At 60.3% G+C, this 13,016-nt stretch carries 15 protein-coding genes and 1 pseudogene; 11 read left to right on the top strand and 5 right to left on the bottom strand.

The annotated features are described in order from the left end of the window. Window positions 1-44 precede the first annotated feature (44 nt). The 5 genes and pseudogenes from AC1DXM_RS30195 to AC1DXM_RS30175 all read left to right on the top strand — a co-directional run bounded on the left by AC1DXM_RS30195 (window position 45) and on the right by AC1DXM_RS30175 (window position 4,910). Window positions 45-746, top strand: coding sequence for a CBS domain-containing protein (locus AC1DXM_RS30195; protein WP_477238975.1), 702 nt, complete (start codon window positions 45-47; stop codon window positions 744-746). A 444-nt stretch (window positions 747-1,190) separates the two neighbouring features. Continuing rightward, window positions 1,191-1,889: a CBS domain-containing protein gene (locus AC1DXM_RS30190; protein WP_477238973.1), complete on the top strand. Its 699-nt coding sequence runs from the start codon at window positions 1,191-1,193 to the stop codon at window positions 1,887-1,889. Window positions 1,890-2,264: 375 nt separating this feature from the next. Continuing rightward, window positions 2,265-2,381, top strand: a pseudogene (locus AC1DXM_RS30185) (transporter); the annotation flags it as partial. A 71-nt stretch (window positions 2,382-2,452) separates the two neighbouring features. Continuing rightward, window positions 2,453-3,958 (top strand): arylsulfatase B, encoded by a 1,506-nt coding sequence (locus AC1DXM_RS30180; protein ID WP_477238971.1) that lies wholly within the window; start codon window positions 2,453-2,455, stop codon window positions 3,956-3,958. A gap of 7 nt (window positions 3,959-3,965) precedes the next feature. Further along, entirely contained in the window at window positions 3,966-4,910 is a 945-nt protein-coding gene (locus AC1DXM_RS30175; protein WP_477238969.1) for a formylglycine-generating enzyme family protein, read from the top strand. Window positions 4,911-4,960: 50 nt separating this feature from the next. Here AC1DXM_RS30175 and AC1DXM_RS30170 read toward each other — a convergent pair whose 3' ends face one another. Both AC1DXM_RS30170 and AC1DXM_RS30165 read right to left on the bottom strand, forming a co-directional pair. Continuing rightward, a complete protein-coding gene (locus AC1DXM_RS30170) occupies window positions 4,961-5,143 on the bottom strand; it encodes a cation-transporting P-type ATPase (RefSeq protein ID WP_477238967.1) in 183 nt (60 codons plus the stop codon). Next, the gene (locus AC1DXM_RS30165; protein ID WP_477238965.1) at window positions 5,143-5,955 is read right to left on the bottom strand and encodes a universal stress protein; all 813 of its coding nucleotides are present in this window, start codon (window positions 5,953-5,955) and stop codon (window positions 5,143-5,145) included. Before AC1DXM_RS30165 ends, AC1DXM_RS30170 begins: the two co-directional genes overlap by 1 nt. A 267-nt stretch (window positions 5,956-6,222) precedes the next feature. On the opposite strand from AC1DXM_RS30165, the gene AC1DXM_RS30160 reads away from it, so the two are divergent. Continuing rightward, entirely contained in the window at window positions 6,223-7,710 is a 1,488-nt protein-coding gene (locus AC1DXM_RS30160; protein WP_477239056.1) for a PAS domain S-box protein, read from the top strand. Then, window positions 7,700-8,314: a response regulator FixJ gene (gene fixJ / locus AC1DXM_RS30155; RefSeq protein WP_477238963.1), complete on the top strand. Its 615-nt coding sequence runs from the start codon at window positions 7,700-7,702 to the stop codon at window positions 8,312-8,314. The genes AC1DXM_RS30160 and fixJ overlap by 11 nt, the downstream gene beginning before the upstream one ends. Here fixJ and AC1DXM_RS30150 read toward each other — a convergent pair. Beyond that, window positions 8,311-8,583, bottom strand: a complete 273-nt coding sequence (locus AC1DXM_RS30150) for a hypothetical protein (protein WP_477238961.1) — start codon at window positions 8,581-8,583, stop codon at window positions 8,311-8,313. The two genes, fixJ and AC1DXM_RS30150, sit on opposite strands and share 4 nt — an antisense overlap. A gap of 186 nt (window positions 8,584-8,769) precedes the next feature. Between AC1DXM_RS30150 and AC1DXM_RS30145 the strand changes: the two genes are divergently transcribed. Continuing rightward, complete coding sequence (locus AC1DXM_RS30145; RefSeq protein WP_477238959.1) at window positions 8,770-9,174, top strand: lipoyl domain-containing protein; 405 nt, start codon at window positions 8,770-8,772, stop codon at window positions 9,172-9,174. A 62-nt stretch (window positions 9,175-9,236) separates the two neighbouring features. Then, window positions 9,237-9,623, top strand: coding sequence for a translational machinery protein (locus AC1DXM_RS30140; RefSeq protein WP_477238957.1), 387 nt, complete (start codon window positions 9,237-9,239; stop codon window positions 9,621-9,623). A gap of 96 nt (window positions 9,624-9,719) precedes the next feature. On the opposite strand, the gene AC1DXM_RS30135 is transcribed toward AC1DXM_RS30140, so the two are convergent. Together AC1DXM_RS30135 and AC1DXM_RS30130 are read right to left on the bottom strand one after the other, a co-directional pair. Further along, window positions 9,720-10,061: a c-type cytochrome gene (locus tag AC1DXM_RS30135; RefSeq protein WP_477238955.1), complete on the bottom strand. Its 342-nt coding sequence runs from the start codon at window positions 10,059-10,061 to the stop codon at window positions 9,720-9,722. A 25-nt stretch (window positions 10,062-10,086) separates the two neighbouring features. Beyond that, on the bottom strand, window positions 10,087-10,428 hold the full coding sequence (locus tag AC1DXM_RS30130; protein WP_477238953.1) for a phasin family protein: 342 nt from the start codon (window positions 10,426-10,428) through the stop codon (window positions 10,087-10,089). 260 nt (window positions 10,429-10,688) lie between these two features. Here AC1DXM_RS30130 and AC1DXM_RS30125 point away from each other — a divergent pair, with 260 nt between their 5' ends. Together AC1DXM_RS30125 and hemA are read left to right on the top strand one after the other, a co-directional pair. Further along, window positions 10,689-11,513, top strand: a complete 825-nt coding sequence (locus AC1DXM_RS30125) for a universal stress protein (RefSeq protein ID WP_477238951.1) — start codon at window positions 10,689-10,691, stop codon at window positions 11,511-11,513. Window positions 11,514-11,786: 273 nt separating this feature from the next. Continuing rightward, window positions 11,787-13,016: 5-aminolevulinate synthase (gene hemA, locus AC1DXM_RS30120; RefSeq protein ID WP_477238949.1), on the top strand; the 1,230-nt coding region annotated here is incomplete at its 3' end.

The following is a 13,016-nucleotide window of genomic DNA, read 5'->3' as shown; positions in this document are numbered from 1 at the left end:
GTCGCGATGTCCCATCATCGTCTTACAAAATCAGGAGGATGAGGATGCAAGCCGAAGCCATAATGACGAAGCCAGTCATCACGACGAATGCGAACGCGACGATCGCCGAAGCGGTCGAGCTCATGCTTTCAAACAAAGTCAGCTGCCTGCCGGTAACGAACAGCGACGGTGCCCTGGTTGGCATTGTAAGCAAAAGCGACTTCTTGCGCCGAGAGGAACTTGGGACTCAGCGGGTGCGTCCTCGCTGGCTGGAGTTTGATCTTGGTCCGGGCACAACCGCCCATGACTATGTGCGGTCAAACGGACGGATCATCCATGAGGTGATGACCACAGCCGTCATTTCGGCGCCTCCAGGCGCCTCGATTCCTGATATTGTAAACTTGATGATGCAACACCGCATCAACAATGTGCCGATTGTCGATCGGGAAAGGATCGTCGGCATCATCACGCGAACTGATTTGCTGCTTCTCCTGATCCGCACCATGCCGAAACGGGGCGCCACGCCACCCGATGACGACCTGATCCGCAAGGCTGTACTTGCCGAGCTGCAGCCACAAACCTGGAGCGGTGGTGACTTGATTGATGTGACGGTGAGCGACGGCGTTGTCGAACTGAAGGGGGAAATTGTCGACGAGCGTCAACGGAAGGCAGCGATCGTTGCGGCGGAGAAAGTCGCCGGCGTCGGGCAGGTCAAGGACGGCCTCTTCCTCCGTACAGATCCGTTCTCGGTGAAGATGGTTTCATAGCTGCGAAAATGCGGGGGCGCAAAGCAGAGTCCCATCGTTCTGCTCTCCTCCCACATCCCTTGAACACGAGGCGGTCGGCGACTTCCTTCGGCATATTTCGTCATGCTTGACGCCGTCCGGGCCGAATGCGCCCTCTGTGACAACGCCCTTTACCGGCTAAGGATGTTCGCCGCGAGAGGGTGTCCGGCTGCAGCGAACCGGTTGGATCACTGGGACGACGCTCACCTTTCTTTGCGCTTGACCTTCCAAGGGATGGCGCCCCAGGAGCAAAGCGAGATCATCAAAGGCGCTCTATCGTCACGCTACGCCCACCGCGATCTTCGAGTAGCAAGCCGAAGCCCATTTTGGACCATTTGCCTCGTTGGCAAAATGATTCAGATCAAAGCGCTTCGTGCGTGGGACATCTAAGAAGCCGGAGGTTGGGAACAACTCCGGAAAGCGGACATGCAAGCCGAAGCCATAATGAGCAAGCCGGTCGTCGGCATAGACCCGTCTGCATCGATCACCGAGGCGGCAGGGCTGATGCTGTCCAAAAAGATCAGCGGCTTCCCCGTCATTCGCGGCGACGGCTTGCTGGTGGGGATCATCAGCGAGGGTGATTTCCTGCGACGAGGAGAACTGGGCACCGAGCACAAGCGCTCGCGCTGGCTGGAGTTTCTCGTCAGCCCTGGAAAGGCCGCTCATGAGTATGTCCGCGCCAATGGTCGACGGGTTGAGGAGGTGATGTCGGCCGATGTCATCACGGCATCTCCCGCCGCGTCACTCGCCGAGGTCGTCGAGCTCATGACGCGTCACCACGTCAAACGCATCCCGGTCGTCGACGATGGGAAGGTCGTCGGCATCATCACCCGCTCTGATCTGACGCGGGCATTGCTCAGCGTCCTTCCGGATGCAGGCCCTGCAGTCGTCGATGACGAACGGATTCGGCAGACCATCATTATCGAGCTTGCGAAGCAGAAATGGGCCGGCAATGACTTGATCAACGTGACGGTGGACAAAGGCGTGGTGAGACTGAGCGGCGCCATCTTCGACGAACGTGAGCGCCAGGCAGCCATTGTCGCCGCCGAAAACGTCGCCGGCGTCAAAGCCGTCAAGGATGATCTCTTCTGCGCCGACCCGCTGTCCGTCGTCCTGGTTTCCTAGTTTGGTCTGGGGGTGACACTCATGAAAGCGGTGCGTCTGGAGGGAGTTGGGCCGGGGCCGGACGACCTTTTGGCAAGGTGGTTTGAGTCAAGCTACGCATCTCTGGTTAAGGCGATGAAAGCCAGAATGTCAAAATGGATCCTCTACGCAAAATGGAGGACACGAACTCTGTCAGGTATATGTATATTAGCAATTGCGCGGAAGCGAGCCGCGCCGGAATATAACCGGCGCACGGTTGGTGGGGAAACTATGGACCGAGAAGGCGAGCCTGGGGAGGTAGCGGCAAGGACATCGAACGCCCAGGCCGTGGCTATGATGCGTAGTGGAACCCGTGGCTTCTTGCGCACTGCCCTGGCGTTGCTGGCAAGCTTGGCGATGGCACCGAGTCTTCACGCCGCGGAAGGTGGAGCGAGCTTCTATCTGCTGGGGTCGCGCGGTCCTATGGCGGGCTTCACCCCGCCGCCAGGAGTCTTCTTCCAAAACGATTTTTATGAGCGACGTCAGCATGTTAGACGCGCCGTGGTTGAACGGCATGATTTGGTTTAGCAGAGCAGGGGCACAACATGAGCAACGATCAAGACTTCCCGGCTGAAGCGGGTATAACCAACAAAATAACGCGGCGTGACGCATTGATGGCGGGCACGGCGGCTGTCGTCTCGCGACTAGCTACGCCGGTCGGCCTCTCAGGGGCGCTTGCCGGCCTTGCCGGAGCGGACCAGGCTGCCGCCCAGTCGGCTCCCCCCAACATCGTCTACGTCGTCGCAGACGACATGGGCTGGGGGGATGCCGGCTTCAACGGTTCCGATATCAAGACGCCGAACCTCGACAAGCTCGCCGAGGGCGGCGCCCGCTTCGACCAGTTCTACGCCCTGCCCATGTGCACACCGACGCGCGCGGCGCTGATGACCGGCCGCTATCCTTTGCGCTACGGACTGCAGACGGGCGTCATTCCGGCAGCGGGCACCTACGGGCTCCCGGTCGACGAGTACCTCCTGCCGCAGGTCCTGAAGGACGCCGGCTACAAGACGGCCATGGTCGGCAAATGGCATCTCGGCCATGCCAGGCCGGAGTTCTGGCCGCGGCAGCGCGGGTTCGACTATTTCTACGGCGCGCTGGTCGGAGAGATCGACCACTTCAAGCATTCGTCCCACGGCGTGAAGGATTGGTATCGCAACAACAAGCCGCTCAACGAAACCGGCTTCGACAACACGCTGTTCGGCAACGAGGCCGTGCGGGTTGTCGAGCGCCACGAGGGCAAGAGCCCGCTGTTCCTCTACCTGGCCTTCACCGCACCTCATACGCCCTTCCAGGCGCCGCAGGAATACCTCGACCGCTTCAAGGGCATCGCGGACGAGAACCGGCGCAAATATGCGGCGATGATCTCCGTGATGGACGACGGCGTTGGCAAGGTGGTTGCGGCGCTCGAAAAGAAGGGCATGCGCGACAACACCATCATCGTCTTCCACAGCGATAACGGCGGCGTGAAGAACTCGCTGTTTGCCGGCGACTCGAAGGTCGGCGGCGAGCTTCCCGCCAGCAACGCACCTTATCGTGACGGCAAGGGCACACTCTATGAGGGCGGCACCAGGGTCGCCGCGCTTGCCAACTGGCCGGGCAAGATCCAGCCGGGCGTGATCGACAGCATGGTCCACGTTGTCGACATGTATCCCACGGTGGCCGCCCTTGCCGGCGCAAAGCTGGAGAAGAACAAGCCGCTGGATGGCATGAATGTCTGGGACGCCCTGAGCGAAGGCAAGCCGTCTCCCCGCAGCGAACTGGTCTACAACGTCGATCCTCTGGCCGGTGCCGTTCGCAAAGGCGACTGGAAGCTCGTGTGGAAGGCCTCCCTGCCGCCGAAGGTGGAGCTTTTCAATCTAGCCGACGACAAATCCGAAGCTCTCGACCTCGCGGCGGCGAACCCCGATAAGGTGAAGGAGCTGCAAGGGCGCATTATCGAGCTGGCAAGCGAGATGGCCCCGCCGCAACTGCTCATGGAAGCAGTACGGCTGACCTTCTTCGCGCCACCGGTGACGGCCGATCCGTCGACGCTACTCAGCCTGGGGGACTGACGGCGGGATGGGCAGGCCGATCGAGGCGCTGGCGCGCGAGGACATGGTGTGGATCCCTGGCGGCGAGTTCCTGATGGGCTCGGACCACCACTATCCGGAAGAGGCGCCGGCACACCGCGTTGTCGTCAGCGGCTTCTGGATGGATCGCACGACTGTCACGAACGGCGAGTTCAGGCGCTTTGTCGAGGCCAGCGGTTATGTCACCCTGGCCGAGCGTCCGGCAAATGCCGCGGACTATCCTGGAGCCGACGCCGATTCATTGGCGCCGGCTTCAGCCTTGTTCGTCAGGCCTGCGCGCGGCATCGATCGCAGCAATCACTACAACTGGTGGGCCTACGTGCGCGGCGCGAATTGGCGGCATCCGCGCGGGCCCGCCAGCACCCTCAAGGGCCTCGAAGCCCATCCTGTCGTGCACATCGCCTTCGAGGACGCGCAAGCCTACGCGAACTGGGCGGGAAAGGCGCTGCCGACCGAGGCCGAATGGGAGTTTGCCGCTCGCGGCGGGCTGGATGGCGCCGAGTTTGTATGGGGCGACGAACTAACCCCCGGCGGCCAGCATATGGCCAACACGTACCAGGGCGAGTTCCCATTCCGCAACGATTGCGAGGATGGCTACGAATGGACCGCTCCGGTCTGCTCTTTTCCAGCAAACGGCTATGGGCTCTACGACATGGCCGGCAATGTCTGGCAGTGGACGACTGACTGGTACCAGGAGCACCGCCGGATCGAGAGCCCTTGTTGCACGATGGCCAACCCGCGCGGCGGCGAACGCGAGGCGAGCTACGATCCGCTGACACCCGACATCAGGATCCCGCGCAAGGTCACCAAGGGTGGATCTTTCCTGTGCGCTCCCAGCTACTGCAGGCGTTACCGACCGGCCGCGCGCATGGCACAGCCTGTGGACACGTCCACCTGCCACCTCGGATTCCGATGCGTAGTGCGCTCAGAATGATGGCAGATTGCGGTTAGTTTAGTGTGTTGACGATCAAAACGACCAACTGCCTAGCCCAACGTATTCGCGCCATACAGGACGAGCCGTGAGGCGGCCTCGACCCCTACCAGCCCCGACGTGGCGGATGTCGCCAAGCTTCGCACGAGCTCATCGCTGGTGATCGACCAATAGCGACCTGTGGCCGCCGCGACGGATTGCTGGTTCACGCCAGGGGGCACGACATTCGATGCCATCAATACGACAGGAAGCGGTTGATGCGGCTCTCTTCGATGAGCGTGCGGGTGACGCCGCCAAACGCCCATTCCCGCAAGCGGCTATGGCCATAGGCGCCCGAGACGATCAGATCCGTGTGGATCGAGCGCGCGAATGTCAGTAGCCGGTCGCCGTCAGCCTCGCCGGTGATCAGTTCGGTTCGCGCTCTGATTCCATGGTGTTCAAGAAACACGGCGACATCGTCGAGGCTGTCACGAGTATTTTCATCGCGGTTGGTGTCTATCGTGGCGACGACAACTTCGTTGGCCTTGGCCAAAAATGGCAGCGCATCGGCCACCGCCCGCCTCGCCTCCCTGGTGTCCTTCCAGGCAACCAGTACAGTTTTCGCAAGGATGTGTTCGACATTGCCTCCGGTAACCAGGACTGGCCGCCCAGCACCGAGCGCGAGGCTGCCGATATCCACGGCGCGAAAGACGTTGTCTCCATCCACGCCGCCGGTGACAATGAGGTCGGCCCCTCTGGCCGAAGTGCTGAGGAAGCGGGTCGGACTGCAGACTGCTTGCACCCATTCGCTGGTAATTGAAGCTGGCACCAGCCTCTCGAAAGCTTCACGCAATTCCGCAAGCCGCTTTTCGATTTCCGTTCGCTGGATCTGCATGATCTCGCCTTCGTAGACCATGCCGTCGCCTGTGGCGACGAGAGGCGGGACATCCGCTGCTGCCAAGCCGATGAGATGCGCTCCAAATCGCTCGGCAAGTTCGATCCCCACCTGAACAATGGGCGCGGGAGTCGCATCGATCGCGAGGTTCACGATAATGGACTTGTACGACATTGCGGACGCCTTTCGCTGAAACTGTGCAATGCGTGACGGATCGCATGCGCCAGCACCCGATGCCTTGACGCGCGTCAAAGACCCGTCAATTGCGCCCGTCAATTGAATTTGTTGCGAAAATGTCGTCTCGATCTGTTTTGCCTGTGCGGCGAGAAGTGATAGTTAGCCCCGATAGCTCCGGCTCGAACCCAGGACTTTTAGGTGATCAAAGACGAAGCGCCCAGTTTATCGCCCGGTGGGACGACACTGAAATCACTGTTGTCGCGAATGTTCGATCAGGCTCCAGGCTTTATCGCGCTCATGCGTGAGCCAGGGCACGTTTTCGAATTGACCAATGCCGCTTACCAGGAATTGATCGGCAACAGGCAAGTGATTGGAAAGTCAGTCGGCGACGCCTTTCCCGAACTCCAAGGACATGAGTTTCTCGCACATCTGGACCATGTCTACGCAACCGGCGAGCCCTATAGGGGCGACGGGGTGAAAGTCGGCCTTCGCAATCAAGCCGACGGGCCGGTCGAAGAGCGCATCCTGGATTTCGTCTATCAGCCGATCAAAGCCGACGATGGCCGCATCACCGCGATCTTCATTGAAGGCACGGATGTCAGCGAACTCTCCTTTGCAAACGCAGCACTTCGGCTGCGTGAGGACCATTTGCGATCGATCCTTGCAACAGTGCCGGATGCAATGGTCGTTATTGACGAACAGGGGAGAATCCAGTCGTTTAGCACCGCTGCCGAAACGCTGTTCGGCTATCAGTCAAGCGAGGTTATTGGCAAAAACGTCAATATGCTGATGCCTTCGCCCTATCGCGACGAGCATGATGCCTATCTGCTACGCTATCTGACGACCGGAGAGCGCCGAATCATCGGGCTCGGACGCACCGTCACCGGCGCGCGCAAGGATGGGACGACTTTCCCTATGGAGCTTTCCGTCGGCGAGATGCACCCGGGAACCGGACGCTTCTTTACCGGCTTCTGCCGAGACCTTACCGAGCGCCACCGGGCAGAGGCAAGGATCCAGGAGCAGCAGCAGGAGCTTCTCCACATGGCGCGGTTTACAGCACTTGGCGAAATGGCCTCGACGCTTGCTCATGAGATCAACCAGCCACTGACGGCCATCACGAACTATCTCAAAGGCAGTCGTCGGCTGCTTGAGAAGAGTCAGGACGAGCATGCGCCTATGCTTCGGGATGCCGTGGAAAAGGCGGCTGAGCAGGCCTTGCGGGCAGGCGATGTGATCCGTCATCTAAGGGATTTTGTTGCCAGGGGCGAAAGCGAGCGTCAGGTCGAACGACTGCCGTTGCTGATCGAGGAAGCCGCATCCCTGGCCCTGGTCGGCGCTAGGGAGATAAATCTCCTCGTCAGCTACAAGCTTGACCCTGCCGCCGAACTGGTCTTGACCGACCGCATCCAGATTCAGCAGGTTCTGCTCAACCTGATGCGCAACGCGGTTGAGGCCATGCAGGATGCATCACGACGCGAATTGCAAGTCACGACTATTGCCCGGGATGATGGGATGGCCGAGGTAAGTGTGATCGATACCGGCCCAGGCCTCGCGCCGGAGGTCTCCGCTCAGCTCTTCCAGCCCTTTGTCACCACCAAGAAGCAAGGCATGGGGGTTGGGCTCTCGATTTGCCGCACCATCATTGAATCGCACGGTGGTCACATATGGGCCGAGGCAATGCCGGCTGGAGGTACCGCTTTCCGGTTTACCTTGCGCATCGTGGGGAAGGAAGAGGTCTCAAATGGCCGATAGTGATCTGGTACATGTGGTCGACGACGACGTCGACGTCCGCAAGTCGCTCGGCTTTCTTCTGGCGACGGCAGATTTTGCGGTGCGCCTGTACGAATCGGCCACAGCCTTTCTCTCAACGGCAACTGGCCATCTCGACGGCTGCATTGTCACCGACGTAAGAATGCCGGGCATAGACGGCATCGAGTTCCTGCGCCAACTCAGAGCGAGCGGGCATACAATTCCGGTGATCGTCATGACGGGCCATGCCGATGTGGCGCTCGCCGTTCAGGCCATGAAAGAAGGCGCTGCCGATTTCATCGAAAAGCCATTTGACGACGAGATGCTGATCGAGGCGATCCGCTCCGCGCTGGCCAACCGAAACCAGGCGAACGCGGCGCATCCCCAGTCTGCGGATATCCGCGCACGTCTGTCGACTTTGTCGGACCGAGAGCGCCAGGTGCTGGACGGACTTGTTTCCGGTCTGCCCAACAAGACGATCGCCTACGATCTGGGAATCAGCCCGCGTACAGTCGAGATCCATCGCGCCAATGTTATGAGCAAGATGGGCGCGGCCAGCCTGTCACATCTTGTGCGCATGGCGTTGATCGTGGAATCGAGATCCTAGGGAGAACCCTCAAGGGGGTTGCCAGCTCTAGCCTGAACCTTCTCCGATCCCCACTCGCGCCAGTGGGTTGGCCGGATATCGACACGAGCGCCAGTGGTGGCATTTTTCCAACCTTCCCGGCTCTTTATGCAGGGAAATACCAGCGCATGCGCCCCTTCCTCGTCGAAGACGGCGAGTTCGAGCCCGCGACCATAAGGTGCGCTTAGGATTGGGTTCCACATCGCATCAAAATCTTCGCAAACGGTGCGTTGCGCATTGATCTGCATCATTTTCTGGAATCGCCGAACCGGCACGCGCGTCGCCGGGCGTCGAGCTGATGTGGCCAACAGTCCCTACGGCCAACGCCATATCGTTATCGGTGGCAATCCACGGCGCGGGCAGCGAGTTGATTGCAAACGCGGCACTGATATCTGATCGGGCGCTCATCACGACGGCTGCCTTTCCTGAAATGCTTCATGACCTCACTCGGTCGACTTAGGCAGCCGCCGCATCGGAAATTGATCGCCGTCAAACGCGGCACGATTGCAGCACCCTGCGTCGGGCGCCGATTGATCGTGATCAAGGCCCCTCCTGGCGAAGCCTTTATCATTCGACCGCAAAGGAGGATTGCGATGCAATACATCAAGGTCGACGAAGCGCTATGGGCGTCCAGCATGTTGCCCGAGGGCATTGTGGAGCGTTGGTTCATTACCAACGGCGATATAATCAAGGCCGGTGAGCGGATAGCCGAAGTTCGCGTCGAAGACGCATTGCATGAGATTGTGGCGCCGGCAGATGGCCGCGCGACGATTGTGGCCACTGCGAATGCGGTCGTTGAACCCGGCTCAATCCTGGCAACGCTGGAGTCCCAGCCCGCATGAGGATGCCCTCTCACGGGTTGATTGCGCTCATTCCTCAACTATAGCCTCAAGGATGTATCAATATGCGGATCCAACACGCCGTCGTCTGGCTGGACCATTGCGAAGCCAAGGTGTTTTTCTTCAATCGTGAGACAGCTGAGGGCCTGAGGCTTGCAACCACGCTTGCGCATCATCAAACCCACAACAAGGCAGGCACCGTCCACGGCAAGCGTGCACCGGAAAACCAGTCCTTCTACCACGACATCGTCGCGGCCCTGCAGCCGGCGAAGGAATGGCTGATCGTGGGGCCGGGATCGGCAAAAGACGAGTTGGCAAAGCATATCCGCGACCATTATCCCCAATTGAAGGATCGCGTCGTCGGCGTCGAACCTGCCGATCATCCTACGGAGGCCCAGATCGTGGCGCATGCTCGGTCGTTCTTCCACGCCGCTGACAGGATGTTGCCCTAGCTTGGTCCACGCCGGTTTGCTGGCGCCGCTAAACAGCCACGAGATCGATTGCCTCCATTGTGCAATGGAGGTGTCAGGTTCGGTCGGCGGCCCAGATCACGGTTGCTGCAAGCTGCTGATATAGGCGATTATTGCCTCGATCTGGTCGGGGCTGGCGATCCACTCAGGCATGTCCGGGTGGCCGGTCGAAATCCCCTCTGCGAGGGCCTCTTCGAGATCAGTGATCGGATAGCGCTTTGACAAGCTGCGAAATGGCGGAGCGTCGGGATGGCTGCTCTTGTCCGTTTTTCCGACGGCGTGGCAGCGGGCGCAATTGACTTCCACCAACGCCTTTCCGTGGTCCGTTAAGCTATCGGCCAGAGATGGATGCACAGGTCCGAGCAGGATCAGTGCAACTACGGAGGCCGGCAGACGACGACGCCTGTAGAAGGTGTGCATGTTTGACGACGTCCGCATTGCCGATCTACGCGACTGTCTTCGCCGCTGCGTCCTCGATCGCGGTTCTGGCTTCCTCGCGAACCAGCTTGGCCGTTTCCGAAGCAAGCCTGGAGGTCAGTGTTGCGACCTTGCCGGCTTCGCTGACGTATTGCGATGTCGCATTCTGCAGGAAAGCAGAAAAGATGTCGAAAGCGTCATTGAACTCCGCACCGGTGATAAGATCGTCGGCCAGCTTAACGTCCTGTTCGCAACGATGCTTCAGAAACGCCAGTGTTTCGACGTTGTAGCGCATCATCGCCTTGAAGGCGTGCACCTGAAGAGACGTGGCGGCGACGACGAACTTCCGGCCATTTTCCGCTATCGGCAACAAGTGCGTGCCGAATGAAGATGGTTCGGGCTGAGTATGCATTGTCGACTACTCCGTTCTGAGGTGATGCAACCAAAATCTCCACAGCGCGACTTTGACGCCATTCGTCGTCATGTCCTTGATCAGGATCAACTCTATGGCCTTGCCGGATTGCGCGAACGTCCCGGCGCCAACCGGCCTCGTTGCGGCGTTTGACACGCATCAAGGCGCTTCCCTCGTTTTGATGGCCAAGTCGCCTCAACCACTGATGGATCGAGGCGATGGTTTTCAAGACGATCATGGTTCAACTGGAGGTGGACGCCATCGCGGCGCCACGCATCTCGATGGCATGGGATCTTGCTCAACGGCTTGAGGCCGATCTGATCGGGTTCTGTGCGGCCGAGCCGCATTTTGTCATGTCAACAGGCAATGACGACCAGGCCGTGAGCAAGGCGGTATGGTGCCAGGTGGAGGAGATAGAAAGCCGTCTCGACTGTTTGAGAGAGGAATTTCTGAGCACAGTCAACGGCAGCAATCGTGCCTCCTGGCGCGGCGAAATAGGAAATCCCACGCGCCAACTCGCACTCAACGCGCGTGCCGCCGACCTGATCCTAACTGGCTCGCCGGCGGTTGATCTGATCGTCGACCACCATCGTATGCTGGATCCGGCAGGTCTCATCCTCGCAGCCGGCCGCCCAATACTCGTGGCGTCGGAAACCCTTGCGCCGATCAGGGCTGAAAGCATCCTGATAGGATGGAACGACACGCGGGAAGCGCGCCGCGCTGTCGTCGACGCTATGCCCCTTTTGATCGAGGCCAGGAATGTTGTGGTCGTCTGCGTGGGCCGGGGAAACCCCGCGCCTCAGGACGATGTTGCGGACGTCGAGCTCTTCCTGGCACGGCACGGAGTGAAGGCGCGATCGGAAGTTTTGGATGCGCGCCGTTCCGAGACCGCGGACCTACTCCTTCAGATTGGTCGGGAGAGTGCGGCCGATCTGATTGTCCTGGGTGGCTATGGTCATAGCCGCGTCCGGGAAATGGCCTTTGGCGGTGTAACGCGCTCTATCCTGGGCAGCGGATCACTTCATCGGTTCATATCGAACTGAACACAAGACATGTCGGGCTTGCTGATATTGACATGAATCAAGGTCGGCCTTCCCCGCAAACAGCTAAGGCTAACCTTGCCAAGTTGAGCGTGGCCGATGACGTGAGGGCACTAGACACCGCGGGCAAACGCGGGCGCGCAGAGCGATCGTCATGGACACGGGAAGACTTGGTAAGGGCCGCCGCATCGTCTTTACGCCAATGGATAAAAAATCCAAGCAGCGGGACGGTGTGGCGGCACCAACGAGTGCTCAACAGCCATGGGAATTGCCGACATGAACTATCAACGGTTCTTCGAGGAAGCGATCGACCAGCTCCATGCCGAGCGGCGCTACCGTGTCTTCGCCGATCTCGAGCGCATCGTCGGCAAGTTTCCGCGCGCCGTCTGGCGTTCCAATGGCCGCGCCGAGGAAATCACCGTCTGGTGTTCCAACGACTATCTCGGCATGGGCCAGAATCCCGATGTCATCGCCGCGTTCCAGGACGCGGCCGGCAAGATGGGCTCGGGCGCCGGCGGCACCCGCAACATTTCCGGCACCAGCAACCCGCTGGTCGAGCTCGAAGTGGAACTTGCCGACCTGCATGACAAGGAAGCGGCCCTGGTCTTCACCTCCGGCTTCGTCTCCAACGAAGCCTCGATCTCGACCATTGCGCGTCTGTTGCCCAACTGCCTGATCATCTCGGACGAGTTGAACCACGCTTCGATGATCGAGGGCGTGCGGCGCTCGGGCGCCGAAAAGAAGATTTTTCGCCACAATGACGTCGCGCATCTCGAAAGCCTTTTGCAAGCTGCGGGTCGCGAACGCGCCAAGCTGATCGTCTTCGAGAGCGTCTATTCGATGGATGGCGACATTGCGCCGATCAAGCAGATCGTCGAACTGGCCGAACGCTACAACGCCATGACCTATGTCGACGAGGTCCATGCCGTCGGCATGTACGGACCGCGCGGCGGYGGCATCACCGAGCGCGARGGCCTGGCCGACCGSATCGACATCATCGARGGMACGCTSGCCAAGGCATTCGGCACGCTCGGCGGCTATATCGCCGGCAACAGCGCCATCATCGACGCGGTGCGCTCCTACGCGCCGGGCTTCATCTTCACCACGGCGCTGCCGCCGGCGATCGCCGCTGCCGCCACCACCTCCATCCGTCACCTGAAGCGCTCACAGGCCGAGCGCGATGCGCAGCAGCGCCAGGCGACGCGGACCAAGGAGGTCCTGTCTGCCGCCGGCCTGCCGGTGATGGAATCGCCCACCCATATCGTGCCGGTGTTGGTCGGTGACCCCGAACTCTGCAAAATGGCCAGCGACCGCCTGCTTGGCGTGCACGGTATCTACATCCAGCCGATCAACTATCCGACCGTTCCGCGCGGCACCGAGCGGCTGCGCATCACACCGACGCCATTCCATTCCGATGCGCTGATTGCAGGACTGCAGGACGCGCTGGTCGAGACCTGGGATGCGCTCGGCATTCCCTACGGCTCCGCCGGACGGCCCGCTGTCGCC

The organism is Mesorhizobium sp. P3_A2 (genome assembly GCF_056403115.1).
Note: the sequence above shows the minus strand (reverse complement) of the source record. Positions and strands in the feature narration are given on the sequence as shown.

Excerpts from the sequence above, each read along its gene's own strand:
- AC1DXM_RS30195 (WP_477238975.1), top strand. The coding sequence starts at position 45 with ATGCAAGCCGAAGCCATAATGACGAAGCCAGTCATCACGACGAATGCG.
- AC1DXM_RS30190 (WP_477238973.1), top strand. The coding sequence starts at position 1,191 with ATGCAAGCCGAAGCCATAATGAGCAAGCCGGTCGTCGGCATAGACCCG.
- AC1DXM_RS30180 (WP_477238971.1), top strand. The coding sequence starts at position 2,453 with ATGAGCAACGATCAAGACTTCCCGGCTGAAGCGGGTATAACCAACAAA.
- AC1DXM_RS30175 (WP_477238969.1), top strand. The coding sequence starts at position 3,966 with ATGGGCAGGCCGATCGAGGCGCTGGCGCGCGAGGACATGGTGTGGATC.
- AC1DXM_RS30170 (WP_477238967.1), bottom strand. The coding sequence starts at position 5,143 with ATGGCATCGAATGTCGTGCCCCCTGGCGTGAACCAGCAATCCGTCGCG.
- AC1DXM_RS30165 (WP_477238965.1), bottom strand. The coding sequence starts at position 5,955 with ATGTCGTACAAGTCCATTATCGTGAACCTCGCGATCGATGCGACTCCC.
- AC1DXM_RS30160 (WP_477239056.1), top strand. The coding sequence starts at position 6,223 with ATGTTCGATCAGGCTCCAGGCTTTATCGCGCTCATGCGTGAGCCAGGG.
- fixJ (WP_477238963.1), top strand. The coding sequence starts at position 7,700 with ATGGCCGATAGTGATCTGGTACATGTGGTCGACGACGACGTCGACGTC.
- AC1DXM_RS30150 (WP_477238961.1), bottom strand. The coding sequence starts at position 8,583 with ATGATGCAGATCAATGCGCAACGCACCGTTTGCGAAGATTTTGATGCG.
- AC1DXM_RS30145 (WP_477238959.1), top strand. The coding sequence starts at position 8,770 with ATGACCTCACTCGGTCGACTTAGGCAGCCGCCGCATCGGAAATTGATC.
- AC1DXM_RS30140 (WP_477238957.1), top strand. The coding sequence starts at position 9,237 with ATGCGGATCCAACACGCCGTCGTCTGGCTGGACCATTGCGAAGCCAAG.
- AC1DXM_RS30135 (WP_477238955.1), bottom strand. The coding sequence starts at position 10,061 with ATGCACACCTTCTACAGGCGTCGTCGTCTGCCGGCCTCCGTAGTTGCA.
- AC1DXM_RS30125 (WP_477238951.1), top strand. The coding sequence starts at position 10,689 with ATGGTTTTCAAGACGATCATGGTTCAACTGGAGGTGGACGCCATCGCG.